A 25,452-nucleotide genomic window follows, 5' to 3' on the forward strand; every position below is an offset into this window, starting at 1 on the left:
CAGTATTAGTAAGAAAAACTTACAGATGAAAAAACTAACTTCTGCACCACTTAAATCCTTATATGCTTTTGTCGCTGTTGCAGAAACGCAAAGTATGACTAAAGCGGCAGATCAACTGCACGTCAGCCACTCAGCGGTAAGTCAGTCGATCAAATCGTTAGAATCTTACCTTGGACAAACTCTGTTCAACCGAACTGGCAGAAATATTACCCTCAACGCTCTTGGGCGAAGTTATTACAAACGAATTGCGCCGCCACTAGAACAAATCACTCGCGCAACACAGCAAATAGTCGAAAACAACCTCTCTCATCGACTCACATTGAACATGGTCAATTCCCTAGCAATGCACTGGTGGATCCCAAGAGTTCATAAACTTAATCAATACGCGCCAAATTTGGATATTCGCATATCGAACCTTGTTGGGCAGTTTGTCATGGAAAATGAAGGCGTCGATATCGCCGTTATTCATGGACACACCGATGATTGGCAAGACTACTATTGTGAGAAACTCGCTGATGATGAGCTCGTCATGGTCGCTAGCCCCGAGCTGGCCAACGGGAAAACTGACCCAATCGCACTGCTAGAAAGCCACCCCGCAATCATCGTGACCAATGACCGACGTAAACATGACTGGGCAATTTGGTGCGACAAGTACCAACATTCAATGCCCGATCCGGTCAATAACCTTAAATTTGGCGCTTCTATTCAGGCGGTCCAAGCAGCAACTCGTCATTTAGGGGTATTTGTTACCCACCGTATTTTTGTCAGGGAAGAAGTGAACCAAGGCTACTTAGTCGAAGTGGGGGAACCGGTTCTCAACCCCAATCAAAAGTTCTATTTTGCTTGCCAGCCAAGTAAACTCAAAAATGAAAACATACTATTGATAAGGAATTGGATACGTCGTGAATTTTCGCTCTCTTACGAATAATCCATAGACCGATTAGTCATAAGCATCAACTATAATACCAAGCCTAATCATAAGCTCCTGCTAAGCACTACCGTCAAAAGTCCATCGATAATGCAGTAGCACGCCCGTTTAGCAACAGATCATTAATGAGTCAAAATTCTGTTGCTTTCTCAAATCATTTAACACTATAAATCAAGGTGCATATTAATTATTCTGATTGATAAAAACACTATAATTCGGTTTTCGTTCAGACATTTATATTTCTCCTAGACTTAGCTTGTGGGGCTATGCGTAAAGGAACTTTTGATATATGCAACAACTAGCAGGAAGGCAAATTGAAGAGATGGCGGATATTCGTGCGACACGAAAATCGAATATTGTCTTGCTCTGTTCATTGATAGCGATCGCCATCCTGTTTAGTTATGGTGTCGCACGCTTTCTTAGCGGCGACTACTTCCTTAGCTCTATCAATTTTTTCTCGTCTTGTGTGTTGCTACTCAACACTGTCTACTTATTGAAACATAAACGCGTCAACCACAGTGACTTAGTTCTGAGTAGCGTACTACTGCTCCATGGTGTAGTACTTTTACTCTATGGTTCACATATTAACGATCGACTGTTATGGCTTTATCCCATTATCGCCGTGCTAATTTTCGTCAATGATTTCAAAGTTGGCGCACTGATGAGTGTCGGATTTTGTCTGCTCACTCTCATCGCTATTCAGTTCCCTCAAGCCGTACACTTCTCTGCCGATAGTTCTAAGAGCCGATTCTTGCTGAGCCTATTTTCGCTCTGTCTTCTTTGTAATATTTCCGCCTATTACTACGCCAAAGTAATGAACTATATCCACTCCCTATATTTAGAGGGCATCGAAGATCTCGCTTATTTGGATCAACTCACAGGACTTGCTAATCGTTGGAGTTTCGAAAACTGGGCGGCAGGAAAACTGATAGAGCAAAAAAACAGCAGCCAGATTACTGCCATGGTGTTTATCGATATTGATAACTTTAAAGCAATCAATGATACCTATGGGCATGATGTCGGTGATAGGGTGCTGCAACACTTCGCAAAACGCTTAAGAAATAATGTCCGAAGCAAAGATAGAAAAACAGAGAAACATGATTACTCAATCGCACGCTTTGCTGGTGATGAATTCGTCTTGCTTCTCTATGATGTGACAAAAATTGAAGACCTCGAAGGTATATTAAATCGCATCAGCACTTTATTTGCCGAAAGCTATCAATCATCAGAACGTATAAACACCTTGACGGTTAGTGTGGGGGTTTCACTCTATCCAGATGACGCCAGCACGCTATCAGAACTCACTCGATGCGCTGACAAAGCCATGTACGCTGCCAAGCATAGTGGGAAAAACCAATACCGTTTCTACAGCGATAGCAAGTTACCTCATGACCTTTCTGAGCAAGAAAAAAAGCTCGCGAGTGTTACTTCGATTAAATAGGTTAACGAGTCATATACATTAGCCATAGTGAGAACACCATGACAACAAGCATCCATACTGCGTAACGGACAGTATTAGGTTTATCACGTTTAGGTGTGACAATAGGTCGAAAAGCCGCATCTTTAAGCGCTGCTCTTCTTGCTGCACGATCTGTCTGAGGAATCACTCCTCGCTCTATTCTCTCATCACGACGTTGCTGTGCTTTCTGCGCAACTCGACCAAATCGGTGTAGCTGATCTGCCGTTAACTCCTGACTAGGATCGTAACGAGTGCTAGCGTCGGTATGTTTTGGGACAACTGCCATAAGCATCTCCTCTCGGTGATAGTCATACTCTAAGTATAGTCAACACTTTCAACTATAAATCTGATTATAACGACATCATTATTCGGCTTTCTCGAAAATGCGAATAACCTATCTGTCACTCAATACCAAAGCAACCCCTATGCCAAGCATTCAAAAGCAAAGGTAAGTATCTGATTTTATTTTGATTTTAATAAAAATCAATTCTTGACCATCCACTCTGTTCTCAAATAAATTCTCAATTTGAAGAAACAAAAAAGCCAGCAACATTCGTCACTGGCTCGCTAATATCGTGTTTTTTACTCGACTATGGCTGTTGTTTAGTTGGCGCTAGAGCAATTTCACGAATACACACATTCTGTGGCTGGCTGTAAGCAAACTCTACTGCACGAGCAATATCATCAGCCGCTAGAACACCGCCCATGTCTTCTTTCCATGAGTCGTAACCATCTTTGATATCTTGTGATGTGGTATGAGAAAGTAGTTCTGTTTCAACAGCACCTGGTGCGATTGTTGTTACTCGAACATTTGATGCTGCTACTTCTTCACGTACATTCTCAGAGATAGCATGTACAGCGAATTTAGTACCACAATATGCCGCATGACTTGGGAACGTTTTCTTACCCGCAATTGAGCTAATGTTGATAATCGTGCCGCTGTTACGCTCCATCATTGGCGCAAGGACTGCTTGCATACCATTTAGAAGACCCAGAACGTTGACATCAAACATGGTTTTCCATTCTTGTGCATCTTGAGTGTCTATTTGACCAAGAAGCATTGCACCAGCGTTGTTTACGATAGCATCTACAGGGCCGAATTTTGCTTCGCCCTGAGCAATAGCCGCTTCAAAAGAGGCTTTGTCTGTTACGTCTACTTTTACTGATAAAGAGTTTGGTAGGTTAAGCGCTTCAAGACGGTCAATACGACGAGCTAAAAGAAGTAGAGGATGACCTTCATTGCTCAAACGACGAGCAATAGCTTCACCAATACCTGAACTAGCACCTGTGATTACGATTAGTTTTTTCATCTTAATATTTCCTCTGTTGAAATTCGTTAGCAGCCAATGTTGCTGCGATGGAGGTATATTAGAAGAACTCTCGCTGTTGATATATATCAATTAGGTTGAAACACTGTTGCCATATAACAACAATCAAGCAAATCAGCGCAGAAACAAAAAGCCAATGACTTTTTGTAGCCAAGATCGATATTCTAGGAGTAAGCCACTGCGAGGAATCCAAGAAAGAGTCGACAATACCGTCTTCGCTTTTGAGAAGGTTCTAAACCCTTCTTCTCCATGGTAATGACCTATTCCAGATTCGCCTATACCGCCAAATGGTGCATCGTCCGCCGCAACATGAAGCAGCGTATCGTTGAACGCGACCCCACCACTGTGGGTTTGCTCAATAATTTGTTGCTGAAGCAATTTGTCATCAGACATTAAGTAAAGTGCCAATGGTCTTGGCTTTGAATTAATATACGTGAGCGCTTCGTTCAAGTGCCTATAGCCAATAACCGGAAGAATGGGACCAAAGATCTCTTCTTTCATCACTAACATTTGCTCAGTAACTCCAGTTATAAGTTGAGGGAGGAGCTGGCCTTGTTCATGGTCCACATAATCAATGGTGTGAATCGTCGCTCCTTGATCCTTAGCGTCTTGCAGATAAGAGAGCAAACGCTTATGTTGCGCCTCGTTGACGATATGTGTCGCATCTTTCAACTCTCCATCTTCAACATAGAGTTGAAAGAAGCGTTCCAAATAGCACTCTATAAATTGCAGCTCTTTTCCCTGTGGAAGCAATACATAATCAGGTGCAACACAAATTTGGCCTGCATTAATAGACTTGCCAAGCATAATTGCATCCACCGCTCGTTTGATATCAGCATCATGTGCGATAAGTACCGGCGACTTTCCTCCTAACTCAAGGGTCACCGGAGTCAAGTTGCTGGCCGCCGCTTTGGCTACCAGTTTGCCTACCTTCGTTGAGCCAGTAAAAATGAGGTGATGGAAAGGTAATGATGAAAAGTGCGTGGCTATCTCTGCGTCACCTTCAACAACATAAACATCTTTATCCAGTACCGAACAAATTTGGCTCAGCACGACGTTAGTTGCAGGCGTATGCTCGCTCAACTTGACCATTACGCGATTACCTGCCGCAATGGCAGTAACAATTGGTGCGATACTCAGAACAATAGGAAAGTTCCAAGGGGCAATCACCCCAACAACCCCTAATGGCTGATACTCCACTCTCACTTTGGAAGGAATTAATAGCATCCCCGCATGGCGCTTACTGGGTTTCATCCATTTTTTAAGATGCTTGATTGTATAATTAATATGGTTAACAGCTGGCAGTACATCACAAATTAGGCTGTCAAACTCACTACGATGGCCATAGTCTGAGTTCAACGCTGCGACGAGTTGAGATTGCTGTTCGAGTAGACTCGACTTTAGCTGCTTGAGCTTATCCAACCTTTGAGCAAGGGTTGTGTAGGGGTCAGAGTGGTAATGGGTGTTGAGTTCAGTAAATAGATTCTGAAGATCTTGTTCACTCTTAACGTGTTCCTTGTGCCATTTATTAATATCTACAACTTTTTCCATTTTAGTAGCCAACCATGAATTATTCTCCGTTAATATTAGCTACTATCTAGGTCAAAATCTTCTACCTGATGACATTTACGCAACAGAATTAAATCAAGCAGCACGTTCGCTGCTTGATTCATCACTATAGTCGAGGGAATCGGTCTTGGAACTTTTCTAAGCTCACCGCGCCTGCAAGCCGACTCGCTTCGATTTCTGCGCCACTAGGGGAATAGAAAAATATCGCTGGAGGGCCAAAGACATTTCTCTGAGCTAACCAAGCCATTTGTTCCGGTGAACTCTCTGTGACGTCTAACTTAATCGTTTTCCACCCAGCCAGTTTTTTTGCGATGGTTGCATTGCTGAAGATCTCTTTTTCTATCACCTTACACGAAACACACCAATCAGCATAAAGGTCGACCAACACAGGCTGTTGATTGTTTTGTGCCTGCTGTAACGCCCCTTCTAGTGCCTCAATGCTGGCAAGTTTAGTAAATGATGCTGAGCTCGAAATAGGCTGCTGAGACACGGTGTGTGCTTGTAATGGATTAAGCGGGTCAACACGACCAGTCAAAAAACCAACAAACAATACCAAGCCATAAAACAACGACATAAATGCCGCCAATTTACGCATTCTAGCCCAACCTGGCTGAGCGGCTTCAAGCGCCCCAAAATGAACCCCTGCGCCTATTGTCAACATTGCCCACAGCAACATAGTCAACCACGCAGGAACAAAGCGACTGACAAGTACTATCGCGACCGCAAGTAATAACACGCCAAATAGCTGCTTCACTGCAATCATCCACGCACCACTCTTAGGCAACAACTTACCGCCGCTGACACCGATGAGAATTAACGGTATACCCATACCCAGCGCCATAATAAACAGCGTGATACCACCAAACACCCAATCTTGTGTGGTCGATACATACAGTAAAGCGCCAGCTAAAGGTGCACTGACACAAGGGGAAACAACTAATGCGGATATGGCTCCCATACCAAATACACTGACTACTCGACCACCACCAAGTTTGTCTGAGCGACTATTAAGCTTATTTTGGATAGATGAAGGCAATTGCAATTCATAAAAGCCGAACATTGCTAATGCTAAGGCGACAAAGACGATGGCAAAAAGGCTAAGTAACCAAGGTTGCTGCATCGCTGCTTGCAAGTTAACGCCTTTTGCAATTGTCGTTACTAAAATTCCAGTCATCGCATAGCTGGTTGCCATCCCTAGAACATAAGAGCTAGACAGAATAAGCCCTTTACGCCCTGTCATCTTAGCGTCGCCACCTATTATGCTTGATAGAATTGGCACCATTGGTAGCACGCAAGGTGTCAGCGATAACCCTAGTCCAAGTAAAAAGAACATCAAAACAGCCTGAGCTTTTGATGCGCTTCCTAAGAACTTTGACAATCCGTCGGTATCATCCGCTAAGTTTGAAATATCTTGCCAAAACGTGGGGTCATTCGACGTCGAGTTGGTATGCTCTGGAACCGATAAAGTAATCGTCTGAGGTAAGTAACATAAACCTTTATTGGCACAGCCTTGATAGCGGATGTTGATCTCCCCTACGCCGCTGTACGGCAGTGTTAATGTCACTGGTTTATCAAAAACCTCAACCTGACCAAAGTATTTGTCCGTTTTAGACTTTCCAGCCCAAGAAAAGTCCGCTTCCCCGAGCTTAACTGATTCATCAGAACTAAATTTAAAGCGTGATTTGTATAAGTAGTAATCTGGGTGAACAGCAAAGTGCACTTGCAAACCCGCCTCACTCACCGACCACTGATATGGGAATGCTTGCTCTACTGGCAGAAAATCATCGTCTTGAGCCCATGTAGAAAAGGAAAGAAACACCATTAAGGTGACAATGAACTGTTTCATTGCGTTAGAAACTCCGTATCTTGATGTATTTTGAGCTCGTCATCGATAAAAATGATGCTGACTTCGCCGGGAACTGGAAGTAAAGGGTCAATGGTCAGAGCGGTACTTATCGCGCCCGCTTCTAAAGCAGTAGGGGCCACAACGGTCACTGATAACACTTTCGAATGTGTCCCTTTGTCAGACAGAATATGAGAGGTTTGCCCATCAGAAAATTGTGTTTTGCGCTCATAGTGAGCAGAAGTCGTCAAAGCCGCATTGGCCAAAGGCAACGAAAAAAACGCTTGTGTCGGATTGCTTGGGTTAACCACCGCAACATTAAACGTCTCTTGGTTTGGTTTTGCTCCCAGCACTCGGATGTCGCCACCAAAGTTTATTAGCGCACCTGCTACGCCCAAGCTTTCAGCGAGATTGATGGCTTGATCAATAGCAAACTCTTTAATCACACCGCCAAGATCAAACCGCGTCTCATGGTGGCTGATAAACATCTGCTTACCCTCAAGGTGCCACGCCGCTTCGCCCATCATAGGTTGAGCAATTTGATAAGCCTGCGCGCGGTTTAGGCTTGCGTCCTTGGCCAATAACCACTTGAGCGAACCCACGGTGGGATCAAAAACTCCAGCTGTTCCCATCACTAGGTTTTTCACAGTTTGAAAAACCACGAGTGATTCATCATCAAGTAAAACCGAGTTGTCGCCACGTTGATTTAATTCACGTGTCAGCCAAGATTGCTCAGAGTAGAAGTTATATTTTTGCTCTAATCTACGGGTGTTTTGTTCAATCATCGCAGTAATTTGGCTCGCCTTAATCGAGCCAAATAATTGCACTTCACACGGCACCGTCATTGCTTTAAAGCGATGAACAAATGGCCTATTAGAATGCATAGGTCGCTCCAACGGCCCACCACTGCGCTTCAAAACCATTAGATTGCTCATAATAGGCACCAAGCAGGTTAATACTCACACCTTTGTATACCTTGACGCTCGCGCCTAGTTCATAGGCATTAGCGGTATAGTCGCCTAAACGAAGATCTGAAGTCGCATAACCAGTTGAAGCAAAAGTCTTATCCGAGCCGTAAGGGTCACGATAGAAATCCGCAGCGTCTTGGGTATACCAAAAATACCCAGGACCTAACGTTAACCAATCCGTGACAGCCCAAGAGAGCTTACCTCCCACTTGGTGCGACATGACTCCCCAATCATCTTGGAACCACTTATATCTTGGACGAACGACTAAAGAGTCTGTGATCGACCAAAACGCCTGCAGGTTAACACCACCAGACAAACGTGTATCCGGTCTTGAATCTTGAGCTAAGAACACCTCATCGGTGCCAATTTGGCCATCTTCATCAATGTCTATTTCTCGCAATACCGTGAGATAATGGTTACTCAAATACCCTGAACGGTAGCCAGCATAACCTGTAAAGACCGCATATAGGTTTGGCGTAAAGACTTGAGAAAGCCCGGCTTCAACACTGCCAGTAAAAATGCTCTCCCACTCTTGGCTATTGCCGTAGTTTTCATATTTTTGGAACGCCAGCGTTTTATCAAACAGAGCCGCAAGGCCTAAGCTGTATGAACGATTCTTTTGCGAGTCAGCATAGATAAGCCCTTTACCGTTAATGCCAACACTTTCGTAGTCTTCTTCAACTGAAAAGTTATGGCCGAAGGTCCATTCATTGCGATCTTCATCTCGATAAGTCGCACTCGCACTAAACGATTTACGCTTATCTTCTAAAGGTACTTTTTGAATTTCATAACCACTCGAATGTGGGTCGTAACCGGAGCGAATAACTTGGTCAGTTTTTGCCTGAGCTTTTTCCGTCATCTGCGCTCGATTGATCGCATCGTCTGGCCCGGAAGGTGGCGTTGTCGGCCCCCATGCTGGTGAAGCACCAGAAACCGAGTCATAGCCGACTTCTAGATTGATCGTCCAATCCAAACCGATGCTTTTCTCAAATGAAACAACGCGATCGCCTGCTTCAACTTTGTCGTCATATTCTTGGTAGCTTAGATAATGAACCGAAATATGATCTTCAGCCATTACATTATTAGCCACTGCTGCTGCACCGAGCAGCGTTAAAGGTATTTTTTTCATTGTGTTTTTATTTATTTAGTTACAACCACAGCCGCCACCACCGACGCCACTACCACCAACCGATCCTTGCTTGTAGGCAAACACCTTTTCGGAAAACAAATCAAACTCCGGGACTGGACCTCCTGGCTTCATCTCTTTTTTTGCCAGAGTGCCTTTCTCCCACGGTTTAACAGGCTTGATGCCCAATGCCTTGTCGACAAATTCCAACGAGGATTTGTTCTCTTTTTTCGGCTTGTCGAGTTTTAGTTGAGCCGTACTGGGCTTAACCATCTCAACTTTTCGCCTCGCCGAAGGCATTGCACCGTCACTGCTGTACACTTTGCTTGAAATGACTTCCTCTTCGAAAATGCCTGAATCGTTTGTCACTTGTGTTTGCACCGGCTTTGCTTTACCTATCCCACTCAAATCTATTTTGGGTGCACTCACTGCCAAAGAAGGAAACAACATCGCTAACGCGACATAAGTTGAGCGAGTAACCAGCCTCATAATTCCACTCCCATTTCAGCTAGGTCTTCAGTAATTACCTGGCTGATGTTGTTTATCGCCCCAAAACGGACTTTGAGTATTTGTCCTTGGTAGATGTAATAGAGCGCAGGCATGCCGATAGGCTTAAATTCGTTGACCAACGATTGCTGAGGGTCATTAATCACTGGGAATTCGAGACCAAGCTCTTTTTGAAATGCCAGTCCCACTTCGACTTCTTCATCAACATCAACACCCACTACGGTGACACCCGTACCATCAAGGGTTTGATAGAGAGAATTCACTTCTGGCAGTTCATGACGGCATGACACGCACCACTCAGCGAAAAAATCCACAATCGTCAATTTATTAGGGTCGAGAGATAACCCTGCAGATGCCGTATCCGTCAGCGTGTCCCCTTCTTTAAAAGCGAACGACGGCAGTGACGTTAATAACGCGAGAATGACAACCCATTTCTTAAACATTATTTCTCCTTAAGTTTTTGTTTTAATTGTGAGTCTGAGTAGACTTAGTTATTGCCAAAATTCAATCTGGTATCGTATTGAACGCTCAGCAGCTGCGAGAAATAGCTGTCGAGCTCTTGAGTGTTGGAGGCCGAGAAAACGCCGTTAGCGTCCCCAGCACAGCGAGTAAATTGTTCAAGTCGAGCGCCGTACACACCGAAGCCAACAAAATTCAACGCAACCCCATAGTCTTTTGCCCTATCGCACAAACCTGCATTGATTAGCTCATCGAAATGACTACCGTAATCGGCACCATCAGTCATTAGCACTAACTTGCGTTCAACCTTGTCAAAGTTGCGATTCGGCCCAACCTCCCAAGCCTTTTGCCAATTTGGTGTGAGCTGTCTTAGCCCCCAAATCAAGCCTTGGTAAGAAGCCGTACCACCTTCGGTTCTAAGCGAATCAACGGCATTCGTCACTTGGTTTAAATCGGCAGTAAGCGGCAAGGTGACCGACATCGCGCTACAATCCATCAGCCACTTATCCGGTTGAAAGGTTTTAACTGGGGTTTGGTCATGGGTAATGTCCAAATTTGCCACCGTGTGCGCCGCAGAAAACTTGCCACCAGATTCAGTGATACCTTCGACACAGAAGGTTCCTGTTTCATTGAGCCAAGGGGCGTTATTGACTGAAACGCCATCAGAAAAAGGCACAATGGAGACCTTGATATGATCCTTACTAAGGGCGTTGTTCTGCTGCTCTTTTAATGAAGCTAAGCCGCGCTTTAAAATCGCTTTTAAGTCATCAAGGTCACTGGCCATTGAACCTGAAATATCGAGCACTAGAATCAATTCGAGAGGCTCGCTCGCAACATCTTCAGTCACATAAGCTTTTTCATTTGCCGTTGAACTGACAACGAATGAAGCATCCGACAACGTCAGCGAAGTAAATATGGTCGATAAACTGTAACTCAGCGACACATTGCAGCCACTGTGAGTCCCAATTTGACCGCTCACTTTGTCAATTTTTGGTCGGTAGTAATCGAGATAACCTTGAGCCATAGTTCCGTCATATTCACCGCTAAACTCACACGCGAGACTCGCCGCATCTGTCGCTTGCATTCCTCGATTAGAAAGCTGCACCTGGTAACCAATCACAATGGTTGACGCCGCTGCAATGATCATAGGAATCAGCATGGCTAGATAACTGATCGCCACAGATCCATGTTGCTTCGAAATCGATTGATTAAAGTGCATAACGACCTCCAATCATCACAGCTTTGCTTGTCAAACGACTTGGTAGCACAAAGCCAGTCAACTCAAACTGCGAATCGAGACTAAATGGGTTTTCAACACATAACGTGGCCTGGACTAAAGTTGCCGTCCGGCCTTTAAGTGCTTTTTCATCTCGCTCACTTTTCGGCGCTAAGCCAGACAGGCTTTCAATAGAAGATGCCGCAGTACAATTTGCTCCGGCTCCCCGCTGAGCGGGCTTGATATCACCTGAGGCTGGATCTTGGCGTAGAATTTCTAATTTCAAACCAACGTTCTCTGACGCGATTCCTGTTGGCAACATACGTTGAGCAATCATCCGTAGATCCTCAGCATCAAACTGCTCATCGATCAGTTCATCTAGCGTCAGTCCCGCAGTAGATCCCTTATCATCAAAGGTTCGCGCAACAATATCGGCGAGCATAAACGCGGTACTGTCGAGTCGCGTCTGGGTATACATCAGGCGATAAATGGAAACTAAACCAAAGACAATCACCATGATGCCAACAACAACAAATGGAAACTCAATCGAAGCCACACCGCCTTGCTTTGATGCGGTTTTAATGGTCATACGCCACCACCATCACTCTCTGCAACGTCATCGATTCTTTCCACACTTCACTTAGCTTAGGGATCAACAAGAACGAAAAATGATAATTCACTGTGTATTGCCCTAGCTTGGCTTGTGTGGCAGATGTCATACGATAGTGAGCCAAGTCACTCACAAAACCTGCATAGCGGGGAGCAGAGAGCTCGACCTTTTCCTCTTCCAGCAATGGATAAGAGGCAATTTTTTCTTTGACGCTTTGATCGGCAGCATATGCCGGCGGCATCACACGCGCGACGCGCATAGCTTGATTGACCGCTGAATCAAACACCATGTTGATCCAAAGAAAGCGGGTCAATTCGAATACCACCAACAACAGCAATACAAAAGGCAGCGCTATCATCGCGAACTCTAAGGATTGGCTACCTCGTTGACGTTTCATTGGGTTTCTCCGTCAAACTGATTGGCTAGATTTAAGTAATACTGCCCATTGCGCTCAAGCTCAGCTTGCGACAAGTCTTGAGCCGCCACTTGTTTCGCAGCCTCAACATCTCCACTCATTGCATATGACAACGCTAAGTTAAGCCGCACTTTGCTGCTCGCCTCTCCACGCTGATAAATGGGATATAAGATGCGGATACTTTGATGAGGCATTCCATCCAACATCCAAGTAAGCGCTAGGTTATTTCGGTATTCAACACTGTCTGGTGTTAGCACTATCGCTTGGCTAAACACCTCTCTCGCGTCTTGATACTCCTGAAGCAATGAATGTGTGACACCTAAGCTATTTAAGGCGACATCGTCTGACGGCGCGGCATTTACTGCTTTAACTAGCGCTGATTTTGCTTGTTCCAAATCACCCAAGGCAAGGTGCGAGCGGCCGATTTCACGCTCAAACTGATGTGAGGGAGAAATCTGCTGCCCTTTGTTTAGATAGTGTAATGCCTCGTCATAACGGCCCGACTGGTTACACGCTGAACCTGCAAGAAACAGCAGTTCAGCATCATCTGGGGTCGACTCCAACTTTTGCTTGTAGATCAGTAATGCATTATCCGCGTGACCGTTTAGCATCGCTGTATTGGCCAGTTTTAGGTCATCGGTTTCTTGTTGTGGCGCACTTTGACAACCCATTAAGGTAAACCCCAAGACAAGGGCGATAATTGACTTTTTCATAATTGACCTAAGGTTTGGAAGAGGCTGAGCACCATTGGCGCAACGATGATGACAACCACAGGCAGCATGATGAGTACGACCAAAGGAAATGACATTTTCGCCGGGATTTTTCCGACCCACTCTTCGAGCTCTAACATGTGATATTGGCGGTTATCTGAAGCGATCAGTTTGAGCGCATCGGCCATTGGCGTACCAAACTTCAGTGCTTGCGACATAGTGACTATCATGTTGTTCACTTCAGGTAGGGCTAACCTAGTGTCCAAGTTAGTCAGTGCCACTTGAGGAGAATCCAACACTGCCATTTCCGTGGCCGTCACTAACCACTCTCTTGAAAGCGATGGCGAGATGCTTTTCATCTCTTGGCCTACCGTATTAAAGGTCGCTTCAAGACTTTGCCCAGAGGAGACACACACCACCATTAAATCAAGTGCATCTGGGATGTTTTTAGCGATCTCTTGGCGTACCACATTGACTCGCCAATCTAGGGCTCTATCAATAACAATACCTATGCTCAGAGCAACTACGACACATTGGGCAAATCCACCAACATCAACCGAGAGTTGCTGAGAGTAAAACCAGACCACTCCGGCGATAGTCATTGCGCTAGCACGTGCTGTCATGAAAATCGATTCAGCCTGTGATGAAACGTATCCAAACATGGCGAGCTTTTGAGCGCGCTTTGGGTTTCTCGCCCAACGCAAAATACCACCGCGCGAGACTTGCACCGCACCAAACCTTGCAACGCGATCAAGACGCGCTTTAACAATGTCGTACTGGGTAGCATGAAGGAATCCAGCAATAACCCCCACAGCTCCTAGTACAAGACACGCGATACCCATTGAGAGGATCATGTGAACCTCCTATTTTTGGTCATCACCTGTAGAGTGATAGCACCCAACACAATGCTCACCGCGCAGTAGATCAACACTGACTGACCCGTTTCAGTTTTGATCAGCAAAACGAATAAAGAGGGGTTAATCCAAGCGACTACCGCCAGTAGGCCAAGCGGTAACAGTGAAAGAAAACGTGCCGCCATGCGAGGCTCAGAGGTCAGACTCTTAACCTTTTTTTGCATGGTGCGATTGTCATGCAGAGTACGGCTTAAACTGTGTAAAATTTCGCGCAGTTGGCCACCATTGCTTTGGTTTAATACCAGCGCAATAGTGAAGTAGCGAAAGGCTTTGTAAGGTAAGCGAATACACGCTTCGTTTAGGGTGTAGCGCATCCCGTGCCCCAACGCGAGCTGATCTTCAATACGAGAAAATTCACGTCCCAGTAACCCACCTTGCGACTCAGCCACCTGAGAAATCGCCTGAGGCACAGATAGTCCAGCCGAAACCGCTCGGCTAATCAGACCTAAGACTTGGACAATGCTCTGTTCGAACTCTTCAATTTGCTGTTTCTTGCGCAAGACAAATAGCATCAGAGCCATCGCAGCGGTCGCGGCAAGCCCCAATGCAATTCTCCACTGAGCATCGATCATGCCGAGCATCACGTAGTTCACTACGGGTAACACGATAAGTGCAGCCAAAAGTAACGCTTTGTCTTTAGTAGAAAACAACGCATCTAGGCGAACAACCAGTCGTGACACCCCACTTGAAGGCGTGGCTTTACGCAAGATCGAAGGCGCACTATCTTGACGAGCCTGTGCATTTAACCCGTTTAAGCGATGTGCCACCCTTGCTTTGAGCGAGCGTCGCCATAGAGCATAAAGAACCACCAACAACAGGAACAAAGCAGCTGAGATGTAAATCATATCTCTAGCTCCATCGCGCGGCGAAGCAGTGGCTCTAACTGATAATAAGCCGCCTTGGTCACGAACTGTGGCAAAGTTCGGCTCGACTGGTAGACGCCCTGCAGATTCCCTTGCACATCTTCGCCACTCATGACATATCGGTATAAGTCTTGAGTGACATACTGCTCACCTTCCAAGCCGATGATCTCTGTGATAGCAACCACTCGGCGTTTGCCATCACGCATGCGTTCTACCTGAACCACCACATCAATCGTATCCGCCACCTGACGTCTAAGCGCAAACAAAGGCAAGTTAGACTGAGCCATCATTAACATGTTTTCCAAGCGAACCAGTGCATCCGTTGGCGAGTTGGCATGTAATGTCGAAAGCGAGCCATCGTGACCGGTATTCATTGCCTGCATCATTTCAAATGCTTCTTCACCACGAACCTCGCCGAGGATGATGCGATCAGGACGCATACGTAGGGAGTTTTTCACCAACTCTCGCTGGCCAATAGCAGGCAGCCCTTCTGCATTAGCAGGACGCGTTTCAGCCCTTACCACATGGGGTTGCTGAAGCTTGAGTTCAGCGGCATCTTCAATCGTAACAATGCGTTCAGTTGGCGAGATGCTAAACGACATAGCATTGAGTAGTGTTGTCTTACCAGCTCCCGTACCACCAGCGACTAATACGTTGAGTCTCGAACGTACAATGACATCGAGTAGCTGAACCATATTGCTCGACATCGAACCATTGGTCGCAAGTTGATTCAAAGAGAGCTTATCTTGGGTGAACTTACGAATCGAAATGTAAGTTCCGTCCAGTGCCAGCGGAGGAATCATCACATTAACACGGCTGCCATCTTCTAAACGTGCATCCACAAGGGGCGATGTTTCATCGATACGACGACCAATTTTGCTGACGATACGTCTCGCTAAGTTAAGCAGTTGCTCTTCACTTCGAAACACCACGTCAGTTTTCTGAAGTTTTCCCAGTTTCTCGACATAGACTTCCTTATAGCCGTTGACCATGATATCTGTGATTACCGGATCATTGAGCAGTGGCTGCAATGGTCCCAAGCCACACATCTCATCAACCAACTGTTTGACCACAGTAAACACCTCACGGTGGCCAAGAGGAAGCTGATCAGCGGAAACAATATCGGACACCAGGTGATGGATACGCCCTTCGAGATCCGCAGGGCTCAGTTTAACCACCACACTAGGTTCAATCGCCTTAATCACCTTGGCATGAATGACTTGGTAATGATCCCTAACCGGATCAGAATGAGCATTCGTTACCGGAGTCGCGGCGTTATTGCGCGGCTCAACCGTTTTTCTAGAGGTGGTAAACATTAGGCACCTCTCAACCAGCGGCGGCGTTTGGTTGTAGGCTCTCCACCAACAGTTTTGCTCGCCAGTGAATCAAACGCCCTCGACACTTTGCGGTTACCATTTAACAATGAACGACCCAGTGACTCTTTAGCTAAGAAATGGTTAGGCGCATAAGGCAATACAACATCGACTGCGCAACCTAACGCGCGTTGAACATCGTGACAGCTGATCAACGACGCTTTATCTGATTTGGTATGGTTGACCACAATCAGATTGATCTTATCTGACTGACCATTTGCCGTTGAATCCAGTAACGCCAAAATTTGCCCTGTGTTACGAATCGACGATAAGGTCGGTTCTACCACTAATACCCTGACATTCGCTTGGGCCAGTGAGCTAAATCCGATTTGGTCGCGCATCGAAAACGAAGGTAAATCCAGTACCAAGCTATCTGAATGTTGAAGCGAGAACTTTCTAAAGTGGTCTAAGGCGCTTTTCTCTGGCCAAAATGGTGTAGAGTCCAGTGGCAAGTAACCGGTAAATAAGGTCACGCGGTCCGAGACTTTAATACCGCTTCGCTCATACACCACAGGCTCTAGACGTTCGGGATACTGCAGCATCTCCACTAATGCGGTGTTACCTTGCACATCGTATTGCAGGTCTAAGTCACCAGTCGCAAAATCCATATCGGCAACAGTGAGTACTTCTCCTCGCTCCGCCAATTCGCGCGCTAAATTCACCGCAATGGTTGATGCGCCAACGCCTCCTTTAGCCCCAACAACAGCAATCACTTTACCTGCCGTTGTTTCTGCTTTATTTGCTTGGAACTCTGTCGCGTTAAAGGCGCTGATTTCAACTGGGTTAAGTAGATACTCACTCGCACCTGCAGAGACCATCGCGCGATAAAAGGCGATTTCTCGATTGTCGCCAACTGCAACAACCTGAGCTCCTGTTCTCAGCTTGACGGTATGTAGCATGGTTTTCGCTTGTTCAACCGACAGCTGCGAAACATCCAGCACCACAATTTCGTGACCATGTTTCACCACTTGCTTGATGATTTGCTCTTCGTCCAATGTTGTTTGAACAAGGTTGCTAATGCCTTTTTCAGCAAATGCTTGAGTCAGACTGTAGATATCGAGACGCTCTGATGCGGCCACCAACACAGACAAGGTATGTGTTTTCATATCAATTACCTCCAAACTCTGTCGATGTGTTTTCTTCGCTGCTTGTTTGGTTGCCAGAGTCCATTGCAGGTGCGATGTAACCGTCGATCGTCGCGACCGCTTTAGCTCCATTGGTTGCGCCTAACTGCTCGCCAACAACTAAGTCTTTCGGGTTCGCGACCATTTGAGCCAGCGCAACAGATGTGGCGCAACCAAACGATGGATGCTCTTTGTAACGATTGATGAAGTTGTTACTGTACTTTTGCGCTTGGCACTTTGGCACTTTGGCTTTAAACGACTCAATCAGGATCTGAACGTCACCCTTGCCATTCTCAGCTAGGTGTTCGCGATGAATATTTTTAGCAGCAATGCCTTGATCGATAAGTAATGCTTCAATTTGATTTAAGCCTCGTTGACCACTTTTGCTTAAACTCACTAGCTTGACGTTCAAACCATATGGGGAGCCTTTACGTTGAACAAGCTGCTCAACGGCTTTACTTTGCTTTGCACTTAAAGACGAACTTTGCATAGCCAATGTCAGCTTATTGGTCACCGAAACCACATCAAGCGCTGGCGCTTTCTCAATCGGAGATGAACTGCACCCACCAAGCAATACCAAGGCAGGTAAAATGTATTTGATCATGAAGTAATTACCTTAGTAGTAGAAACCGTTATCACCGAGCAAACGTGGCGCTCGATTGTCCGTGTAAGTATCTTTGCCTTTCACCTGCTTACCGCGCGAACGAGGAATCGCGAGCAGGCGCTCGAGATCGCTAAGTGGCAGTAAGTTATCGGTAGGAAGAGGTAACGCGTCATTCCGCACTGGCTCAACAAGATAAGCCGTGGCAATTATGATCAGTTCGGTTTCTTTACGTTGGTACTCACTTGAACGGAATAGGCCGCCTAAGATTGGAATATCACCCGCGCCTGGTAACTTCTGCAGTTGATCAATTTCACTGCTTTGAAGTAACCCTCCAAGTGCAAAGCTTTGTCCGCTCGCCAATTCAATGGTGGTGGTGGCACGGCGAGAAGTGAATGATGGGTAAGTATTACCATTCAATGTCGTCTGATTGTCGACCGACACACTGCTCACTTCAGGTGAAACACGCAGGCTAATACGATCAGGACCAAGTACAACAGGGGTAAAGTTCAAGTTAACGCCAAACGGCTTGTACTCGACGGTTGCCGTATCACCATTAATCAATGGTAACGGGATCTCTCCACCAACCAAGAAGCTTGCATCTTCCCCTGACATGGCGGTTAAGTTTGGCTCAGCAAGAATAGACATCGTGCCATCAGACGCAAGCGCATCAACCAACGCACCTAATGTTGGTTTACCCCAGCTGCTTACATCCCAAGCTTTGGTATATAAAAAGCTCCCCATACCCGCTTGAAGTGAGCCCCACTTAATGCCCAATTTGTTGGATACGTTACGCGACACTTCTGCAATGCGAACTCGAATGTTCACTTGCGTTGGCATCGTCACCATCAATTGGTTGACGAGTTCATCACTGTTGTCACTGCCAGAATTCTGCGTTGAACTGTCAGATGAAGTCGAACCGTTTTCTGATTGCTGAGGAGCAATCACTGGCGACAAGTATCCTTTTGCGACACTAACAATGCTATGTGCCATAACAGGTGTTGGTACATTGCCTTTTAACCACAATTTCCCGCCCAACGATTCAGAGTGCACCGATGCTTCTGGAAACTGCGCTGCAATCAACGAATCCAATTCCTTAGTATCATGAACAACTCGAATCTTGTTGTTGTAAATGACACGCTCTTGGGCATTTAAGATGGTAATGGTCGCGGTGCCTGCCTGCATGCCAAACACCATAATCTTGGTGTTGGTCATAGGCTGGTAGTCCGCAATATGAGTGTTAGAGATGAAGATCGATTTCGCATCTTGCGGCAAGTTAATCATCTTCGCTTCATTAATATTTACTTCTAGTGGGGCTGCCCATGAAGCAAATGAGAAAAACAAACCAGGAAGCAATAACAAGCTCCACCAGCGGAATGCTCTATTCATAGTGTCCTTTCCTATCACGACTAGTTTTTATCTTTCGTTGGTCGAAGCTGAATCAAACCTAAGTCTGGCGCGACCTGCTTACTATCAGGATTGATCAGTGTTGAAGTGACGGTGTATTTCTCATCAACATCAGAAATCATTTCACCCGCTCCGCGCAGTGACAATGTCAGCTTACCAATTTGATTCGCCAGCACGATTTGGGTCGCTTGTTCAGGTGTAACTTCCAAAGAGACCGAGCTGTTATCAGGAATATCTGCGCCGTAAGCACTGCGATTCTTCTGAAAATCTTGTGGATCAGCATACTGATTAAATGCCAACACTCTCACGTCAATAGCAATAGTCGTTACGTAGAGCCCCGCGACTTGATTGTCATACTTCTTGAGCTCTTCGACTTGAGAACCCAATAGCAAGATATCAACCTTGTCACCGGGCTGAACAAATCCAGAATTGGCTGTGACCGCATCAACCGGAACTGATATTGCGCGATGACCACTTTGCACTTTAAATGCCATCGAGATGCCACTGGCAGGAGTTTCAAAGTCATCTGAAGACATCACTTGGCCAGACTGAATCGCCGTGTGCGCAATACCTGGTTTTAGGTCTAAACGAGAAAACTCTTCTTCCGAGATAAAGTCGAGGTAGTTATTAAGTTCTTGCTCCGATACGCTTTTCCATTGGAACATGTTGAGTGTATACGGCTGACCCACCACTACTCCCTGCTTAGCCACAAGGACGCGCTTAAAGACTTCGGCAGCCGCTTGACGTTGTTCGGATTGAGGCTTACTTGGATTGAGCAAGAGGATGGCGATCCCCACTGCTGACAAAATCAAAGAAAGCAACATTAGTCGTTTCGCTGTCATGATTTTTCCTTAACTAAACGAAACTATTCGCCTGAATCTGCAGACTGTTCTAATGAGGTAATAACGGTGTCATAAGCCTGTGTGATCGCTTGTGTTAATCGCCCGTCACTGCCCCCGACTAAGGTGAGCAATACGACCGACATCGCTGCAGCCAAAATTGCGTATTCAATTGCGGCAGCTCCGCGTTGTTTTTTCTTATTCAGCATGAATAGACTCCTAAAAAATGAGAGTCAGCCTCCAACGGAGGCTGGATTAGTTATTATTTTTAAAGATTTGGGTTATTTAGCGACGAAGCGGTATAAGAACTTATTTGGGCTTGTGCTGCTGTAATAACTAGTGCTTGACTTACCAAGCTCTATTTCAATGTATTCGAGATTTGATTCTGTCGTCCCATTCGTAACGTAGTAGTCATGCTCGTAAGAATCGCTACTCGTGGGCGCTGCGTATGGGAATACCGCAACATCTGTTGGGATCAAGCTGCGCATATCATCCACAGAGGGTAAGCCCCAGTTTGACTTGCCACACACACCACCTTGATAGTTGGCTAGCTCCGTTTGGATGTTGTTAAAGGTCTTATAACGTTCACTCGATATTGCACTCTGGAAGATCTGCCAAATCTCCCCTGTCTCTGGATGCTTAGCACACTGTGCTGAGGCACGATCCGCGACGATTGAGCCGTCACTAGCGATATAGTCCCAAGCAACAGAGTCTTCGCGCATTAGTCGTGCCATAGTGACGTACTGGTCATAGCTATCGCCATCTAGGTCAAACGCGCGTAGGTCAGGTCTCTCACTCGTATTGGCAAACACATAAGCGTATTGCTTTGAAGAACTTGAAGCGGCACTCGTCCAATAATAGAAACGTGTCCCCCCGTTGTAGTAAGACTTATCGTATTCAGGAACAAGGCCTTTGTGATTCGGGAACACATTGACATCAACCGTCTTACTCGCGCCATTAAGTCCTGCAACCGTTGCTGTTTCCAATGACTTGATTCGCTTTGGATGAGGCACCTTCCAGTCATTGAAACCACATAGATTAGCATTGTTCGCTGTCTCTATAACTCCTCCAACCCCGACAACACTTGGTAAATCAGCGCCCGCTGCATCGTAAACGATTTCGTCTTTACTACCCGGCAGGCCACTTCTTAACAATGTCCAAACTCGTTTAGTCCCCGAGACATTGGTATCGAGCACACAACGCCAACCCTGCTGATAGGATGTTGCTTTAGGCAAGTAACGACCTAATGAGTCTAACTTTGCAAACTGGCCATCAATGAGAGCATCAGCTTGCGCGACTACAAACCCGGCAGAGTGAGCACGGTTTAATCCATCTTCTGCTGTGGTATGTAATGTATCGATACTATGGACGGCAATCGTTGAATCTAACTCAGTAACCAAATCTGTCATCGCAGAAATCAGCGCCGCGAATTGGCTATCGATACCGTTCAATGCATTGTTTAGCGCCGCTTTTAACGCGTCTGTGGTGCCATAGTCACTTTCAATATCAAATAATGCTGCGTAAAACGCCAAGGTCGCTTGGTGCATTGCACTGCCTGAGCTTGCTGCGAGCAACGTCGCTTGCGCAGATGTCATTGAGTCAGAATGTGATTGAATATTGGCAAGCTTCTCAGCGAATGCGGTAGCTTCGATCACTCCTGAAAGCGCGACATTGTTTTTGCTTAACTGTTCAAGCTTATTCTCGAACTCTGCCACTTTAACAATGAAAGCAACGCTCTCACTGTCCGTACGAGATTGAGCCATTTTCGCTTCAAACGTTAATTTGCTCACGAGTGCTTGCTGCTGAGCTTTTTGCGCTTCCCAACTCGCCGTTAGCCCATTAAGAGCATTCAGTTTCACGTTAGCTTCGCTACTTAGCGTTGTGTAGCTCTTTTGCTTAGCTTGATTTGTTGCTAACCATGTCGTTAAAAACGACGTTGCTTGAGTCAGTTCAGTAGACTGCTGAGATAAAAAGCCATCTAGCGTCGATAGTTTGTTATTAACGTCCGCAACAAGCTCCGCACCACTCGCAAGCTGCCATTTCGCGAAAGCATATTTGCTTGAGTAGGGAGATGCGTCCTTCACTCCATTTTTGTAAGCTACCGCTGTCCCTGCTTCATCTAACCAAACAATTGAGTAATCTGAAATTAGGTAAGATCTCGCGTAACTCGGCAGTGTATCTCTACTACGGGTCGTTAGTGTGAGCGCTTCTGATGCTTTAGGTAATTGCCAATGATTAATGCCACAAGTCGTTAGCTCAGAGACTCTAGTAAATACGTTCTCAGACCTTGACACTGAAGTCACTGCCCAGAATGTTGGTTCGCCTTCGCCATTACTATCGTATTGGGCAACACACTTTGTATCGTAGCTATTCCAGCCATGGTATAAACTGAACCCTGATGACTGATTCCACGTTTCCATTGGGACATATTCAAACGCTCCAAATTGCCCAGTCAAAGCCGTAGCCCACAGGATCGACCCCGCACTATTCTCTTTGCCCGCAATCGCATTCTGTTTAATTCGGATACCCACATAGCTCTTGTCATAGGCTTTAGGCCCAACAAACTGAGGATTGTTTGTAACAGCGTGCCAAGTAGTGCCTTTATCTACGGTAAACTCATAATATTCAGCGCGGTCATAATGCTCGCCACTGTTGACGTAATCCCAATTGATCATATTTGGCACTGCGCCATTATTTGCTACCTTGATTGCACCATTGCTTGGTGCAGGCAATGTCGGCGTTTGGGTATACGCTTGTGCCGTTAATGCCGCAGCACCTGCCAGGCGACCATTTAGCCCATTGGCACGGACGCGAATTTGTACTTCACCTGCCAGTTTTGCAATATCGCCAACCACGATTGGCTTCGCCACGGTTTGTGTCCATGTTGAACCACCATTGGCCGACCACTCGTAATCAGCAACAGCGCTAAAGCCTGCGACATTCACCCAATCTAAAGTATTTACGGTGTCATCAACGACAAGAGATGTTGGCGCCACGGGCGCGTCAGGTTGCTTGGTAAGCTCGTCAGTGTTCGACAAAACCTCACCTGCGTCACGACCATCAACTGGATTATTCTTTACTCGAACTTCAATCGTACCAATGGCATAGGCACGATCTTCAAGTTGCACTGGTTTGGTTTGAACCGGTTGCCAGTCGCCAGCCTCAATTCTCACTTCGTAATCTTGAATCGTTTCGAACCCAGAAACCCAAGTCCAATCGAAAGTGTTTTGCGCATCGTCAACCACACCATTAGTCGGTGCTGTCGGTTTTGCTGGCGTCACAGAGTAAGGTTTGTCATTACACAGTAAGCTGCCTGCTGCATTGCTGGCGGCCTGTTTTACTCGCACACAAACATCACCGATAGCAAAATTACTATCAGATAAATCTTGAGGGTTATTACCCACATCACTGAACGACTTACCGCCATCGACTGAAAACTCATAGTCAGATACGTCTACAAATCCAGCGACATTGGTCCAACCAAACTGGTTGTTGGCATTGTCGACAACAGGAAGTGTCGGGCTAGAAGGTTTATTGATGGCTCGGGTAAATGGCTGTGTAACCACAAGTGAGCTACCTGCAGGGCGAGCATTAGTAGCATTCGCTTTCACACGTACTTGTATTGTGTCAGAGGCAATATCCACATTGCCGATTTGTACCGGGTTTGTTGTCAGCTCGTTCCAACCCGACCCTAGATTAATTTCATAATCGCTAAGGCTAGGAAAGCCTTGGACTAGCGTGATTTCTAATATATCAGTGGCATCATCAGCTCGAAGCAGTACCGGTGCGGTTGGTTTAGGTGGTGTAACCGTTATAGGTTGAGTCGATTTCGCCATTAAACCTGCCGGACGTCCTTGCCCGTCATCCGCTTTAACCCTTAGCTTTAGCTCACCAGCTGCTAATGCAATATCACCAATGTATTGTGGCTTTGCTGTTACTGGTTTCCAACTGTTACCACTATCGACAGAGTATTCGTAATCTAGAAACGCGACAAATCCCGTAGCCCATGTCCAATCTAACTCATTTTTAGCATCATTAAGGTTTAGTGCCGTTGGTGCCGGAGCAACCAGCGTATCTGTGTAAGCTTTATCAGAAACCAAGACCAAGCCAACAGCGATCGCTCTTTCAGGCTTTGCCGCAACACGGACTTGGACACTTCCTTGAGGAATTGGTCCAGAACCTACATTGATCGGCTTTTGAGTGACACCTTGCCAGCTCACACCACCGTCTAATGAGAATTCGTAATCTGAGATAGCATTGAAGGGTTTAACCCAAGTCCAGTCAAAAGTATCGGCAGCATCATTGACTGCTGGATTTTTTGGCGCTTTTGGTCGAGCTAGAACCTTATCTCCCTTGATATCATCAGGGGTAATCTTTAAATCGTTTTGATAGTCACCCGCAATTTGAGCTAGCGCTTGATCGGTATTTTTCGCTCCGTGAGAGAGATTGTCTGTACGCTGCTTTAGCGCGGCGACATCAAGATTCGCAAGTCGCTGCATTGAGCCTTTTCTTGCGTGTTCTTCAGTGACACCGCCGCTGACTGAGCTTTCTTGAGCGGACTGGAGTACCTTGGTGATCCCACGTGCCAGCATATGGATTTGCTGACTTTCACGATTTGTACTACCTACATAGTCAGACATAATCGTCTGCTCTGAAACATTCAGATCATCAGCCAAACTCTTAGCTGCTTCATCAAAACTAACACCCGTTGTTTGCGCAATGCTTGATACCATGGAGGTCAATGGGCTAACAATTTCAGGTCGGGTTCCTGGCGCCTCTAGAGTAAAATCACTAAGTAAAACTTGACCTGGATTATCCATATCTACAGTGACGCCAGAAAGCGCTTCAACAAGCAGATTGTAACTAGAAATATCGCCCTCGATTGGCAACTCATAGTGACCATTTTCATCAGTCAGAACAATCGCACCATCTGCACTATCGCAGATAGCATTGTTGTTTTTGTCCAAACAGACATTGGCATTTTTTAAGTAGCCATCCATCACGACACCAGACAAATTCTTGGCAGATACCTTACTTTCTGGCGAGGAAATTTTCGCATCAGATTCGCTTCCTCCACCACAGCCAACAAGCGCTATTGTTATCGCCCCAGCCCCAAGTTTTTTGACCAGTATTCCCACCGTCCAGACTCCATGATTTATAAAACCAACAACAAAATTGAGCGGCGATATTAAT

The 25,452-nt window shown here is 46.0% G+C and carries 23 protein-coding genes; 2 read left to right on the forward strand and 21 right to left on the reverse strand.

Annotated elements, in window-relative coordinates; translation table 11 throughout:
• Positions 1-25 precede the first annotated feature (25 nt).
• Positions 26-928 (forward strand): LysR substrate-binding domain-containing protein, encoded by a 903-nt coding sequence (locus VIA_RS08160; protein WP_004412342.1) that lies wholly within the window; start codon positions 26-28, stop codon positions 926-928.
• Between the two features lie 289 nt (positions 929-1,217).
• A complete protein-coding gene (locus VIA_RS08165; RefSeq protein ID WP_004412343.1) occupies positions 1,218-2,369 on the forward strand; it encodes a GGDEF domain-containing protein in 1,152 nt (383 codons plus the stop codon).
• 1 nt (position 2,370) lies between these two features.
• Here the strand turns inward: VIA_RS08165 and VIA_RS08170 are convergent, their stop codons facing one another.
• The 21 genes from VIA_RS08170 to VIA_RS08270 form a co-directional block, all read right to left on the reverse strand.
• A complete protein-coding gene (locus tag VIA_RS08170; protein WP_004412344.1) occupies positions 2,371-2,673 on the reverse strand; it encodes a hypothetical protein in 303 nt (100 codons plus the stop codon).
• A 304-nt stretch (positions 2,674-2,977) separates the two neighbouring features.
• Entirely contained in the window at positions 2,978-3,697 is a 720-nt protein-coding gene (locus VIA_RS08175; protein ID WP_004412345.1) for an SDR family oxidoreductase, read from the reverse strand.
• 132 nt (positions 3,698-3,829) lie between these two features.
• Positions 3,830-5,266, reverse strand: coding sequence for a coniferyl aldehyde dehydrogenase (locus VIA_RS08180; protein WP_004412347.1), 1,437 nt, complete (start codon positions 5,264-5,266; stop codon positions 3,830-3,832).
• Between the two features lie 124 nt (positions 5,267-5,390).
• Positions 5,391-7,130, reverse strand: a complete 1,740-nt coding sequence (gene dsbD, locus VIA_RS08185; RefSeq protein WP_004412349.1) for a protein-disulfide reductase DsbD — start codon at positions 7,128-7,130, stop codon at positions 5,391-5,393.
• A complete protein-coding gene (locus VIA_RS08190; protein ID WP_004412351.1) occupies positions 7,127-8,011 on the reverse strand; it encodes an FAD:protein FMN transferase in 885 nt (294 codons plus the stop codon). Before VIA_RS08190 ends, dsbD begins: the two co-directional genes overlap by 4 nt.
• The gene (locus VIA_RS08195; protein WP_004412353.1) at positions 8,001-9,224 is read right to left on the reverse strand and encodes a DUF3570 domain-containing protein; all 1,224 of its coding nucleotides are present in this window, start codon (positions 9,222-9,224) and stop codon (positions 8,001-8,003) included. Before VIA_RS08195 ends, VIA_RS08190 begins: the two co-directional genes overlap by 11 nt.
• A 15-nt stretch (positions 9,225-9,239) precedes the next feature.
• Complete coding sequence (locus VIA_RS08200; RefSeq protein WP_004416082.1) at positions 9,240-9,710, reverse strand: DUF4266 domain-containing protein; 471 nt, start codon at positions 9,708-9,710, stop codon at positions 9,240-9,242.
• Positions 9,707-10,171 carry a TlpA family protein disulfide reductase gene (locus VIA_RS08205; RefSeq protein WP_004412359.1) on the reverse strand — a complete coding sequence of 155 codons (465 nt, stop codon included), beginning with the start codon at positions 10,169-10,171 and terminating at the stop codon, positions 9,707-9,709. Before VIA_RS08205 ends, VIA_RS08200 begins: the two co-directional genes overlap by 4 nt.
• A gap of 44 nt (positions 10,172-10,215) precedes the next feature.
• Positions 10,216-11,406 carry a vWA domain-containing protein gene (locus tag VIA_RS08210; RefSeq protein WP_004412360.1) on the reverse strand — a complete coding sequence of 397 codons (1,191 nt, stop codon included), beginning with the start codon at positions 11,404-11,406 and terminating at the stop codon, positions 10,216-10,218.
• Positions 11,396-11,992 carry a tight adherence pilus pseudopilin TadF gene (gene tadF, locus VIA_RS08215; protein ID WP_004412362.1) on the reverse strand — a complete coding sequence of 199 codons (597 nt, stop codon included), beginning with the start codon at positions 11,990-11,992 and terminating at the stop codon, positions 11,396-11,398. The genes VIA_RS08210 and tadF overlap by 11 nt, the downstream gene beginning before the upstream one ends.
• Positions 11,982-12,410: a TadE/TadG family type IV pilus assembly protein gene (locus VIA_RS08220; RefSeq protein ID WP_004412364.1), complete on the reverse strand. Its 429-nt coding sequence runs from the start codon at positions 12,408-12,410 to the stop codon at positions 11,982-11,984. The genes tadF and VIA_RS08220 overlap by 11 nt, the downstream gene beginning before the upstream one ends.
• A complete protein-coding gene (locus VIA_RS08225) occupies positions 12,407-13,141 on the reverse strand; it encodes a tetratricopeptide repeat protein (protein ID WP_004412365.1) in 735 nt (244 codons plus the stop codon). The genes VIA_RS08220 and VIA_RS08225 overlap by 4 nt, the downstream gene beginning before the upstream one ends.
• The gene (locus tag VIA_RS08230; RefSeq protein ID WP_004412366.1) at positions 13,138-13,992 is read right to left on the reverse strand and encodes a type II secretion system F family protein; all 855 of its coding nucleotides are present in this window, start codon (positions 13,990-13,992) and stop codon (positions 13,138-13,140) included. Before VIA_RS08230 ends, VIA_RS08225 begins: the two co-directional genes overlap by 4 nt.
• Positions 13,989-14,897 carry a type II secretion system F family protein gene (locus VIA_RS08235; RefSeq protein ID WP_004412368.1) on the reverse strand — a complete coding sequence of 303 codons (909 nt, stop codon included), beginning with the start codon at positions 14,895-14,897 and terminating at the stop codon, positions 13,989-13,991. Before VIA_RS08235 ends, VIA_RS08230 begins: the two co-directional genes overlap by 4 nt.
• Positions 14,894-16,231: a TadA family conjugal transfer-associated ATPase gene (locus VIA_RS08240; RefSeq protein WP_004412369.1), complete on the reverse strand. Its 1,338-nt coding sequence runs from the start codon at positions 16,229-16,231 to the stop codon at positions 14,894-14,896. The genes VIA_RS08235 and VIA_RS08240 overlap by 4 nt, the downstream gene beginning before the upstream one ends.
• Positions 16,231-17,394 (reverse strand): CpaE/TadZ family protein, encoded by a 1,164-nt coding sequence (locus VIA_RS08245; protein ID WP_004412371.1) that lies wholly within the window; start codon positions 17,392-17,394, stop codon positions 16,231-16,233. Before VIA_RS08245 ends, VIA_RS08240 begins: the two co-directional genes overlap by 1 nt.
• A 1-nt stretch (position 17,395) precedes the next feature.
• The gene (locus VIA_RS08250) at positions 17,396-18,016 is read right to left on the reverse strand and encodes a CpaD family pilus assembly lipoprotein (RefSeq protein WP_004412373.1); all 621 of its coding nucleotides are present in this window, start codon (positions 18,014-18,016) and stop codon (positions 17,396-17,398) included.
• 12 nt (positions 18,017-18,028) lie between these two features.
• Positions 18,029-19,402, reverse strand: a complete 1,374-nt coding sequence (locus tag VIA_RS08255) for a type II and III secretion system protein family protein (protein WP_004412375.1) — start codon at positions 19,400-19,402, stop codon at positions 18,029-18,031.
• 20 nt (positions 19,403-19,422) lie between these two features.
• On the reverse strand, positions 19,423-20,262 hold the full coding sequence (gene cpaB / locus VIA_RS08260) for a Flp pilus assembly protein CpaB (RefSeq protein WP_004412376.1): 840 nt from the start codon (positions 20,260-20,262) through the stop codon (positions 19,423-19,425).
• A gap of 23 nt (positions 20,263-20,285) precedes the next feature.
• Positions 20,286-20,468, reverse strand: coding sequence for a Flp family type IVb pilin (locus VIA_RS08265; protein ID WP_004412378.1), 183 nt, complete (start codon positions 20,466-20,468; stop codon positions 20,286-20,288).
• Between the two features lie 72 nt (positions 20,469-20,540).
• On the reverse strand, positions 20,541-25,397 hold the full coding sequence (locus VIA_RS08270; protein ID WP_004416078.1) for an Lcl C-terminal domain-containing protein: 4,857 nt from the start codon (positions 25,395-25,397) through the stop codon (positions 20,541-20,543).
• Positions 25,398-25,452 lie beyond the last annotated feature (55 nt).

It is taken from the genome of Vibrio orientalis CIP 102891 = ATCC 33934, assembly GCF_000176235.1.
GTDB lineage: Bacteria > Pseudomonadota > Gammaproteobacteria > Enterobacterales > Vibrionaceae > Vibrio > Vibrio orientalis.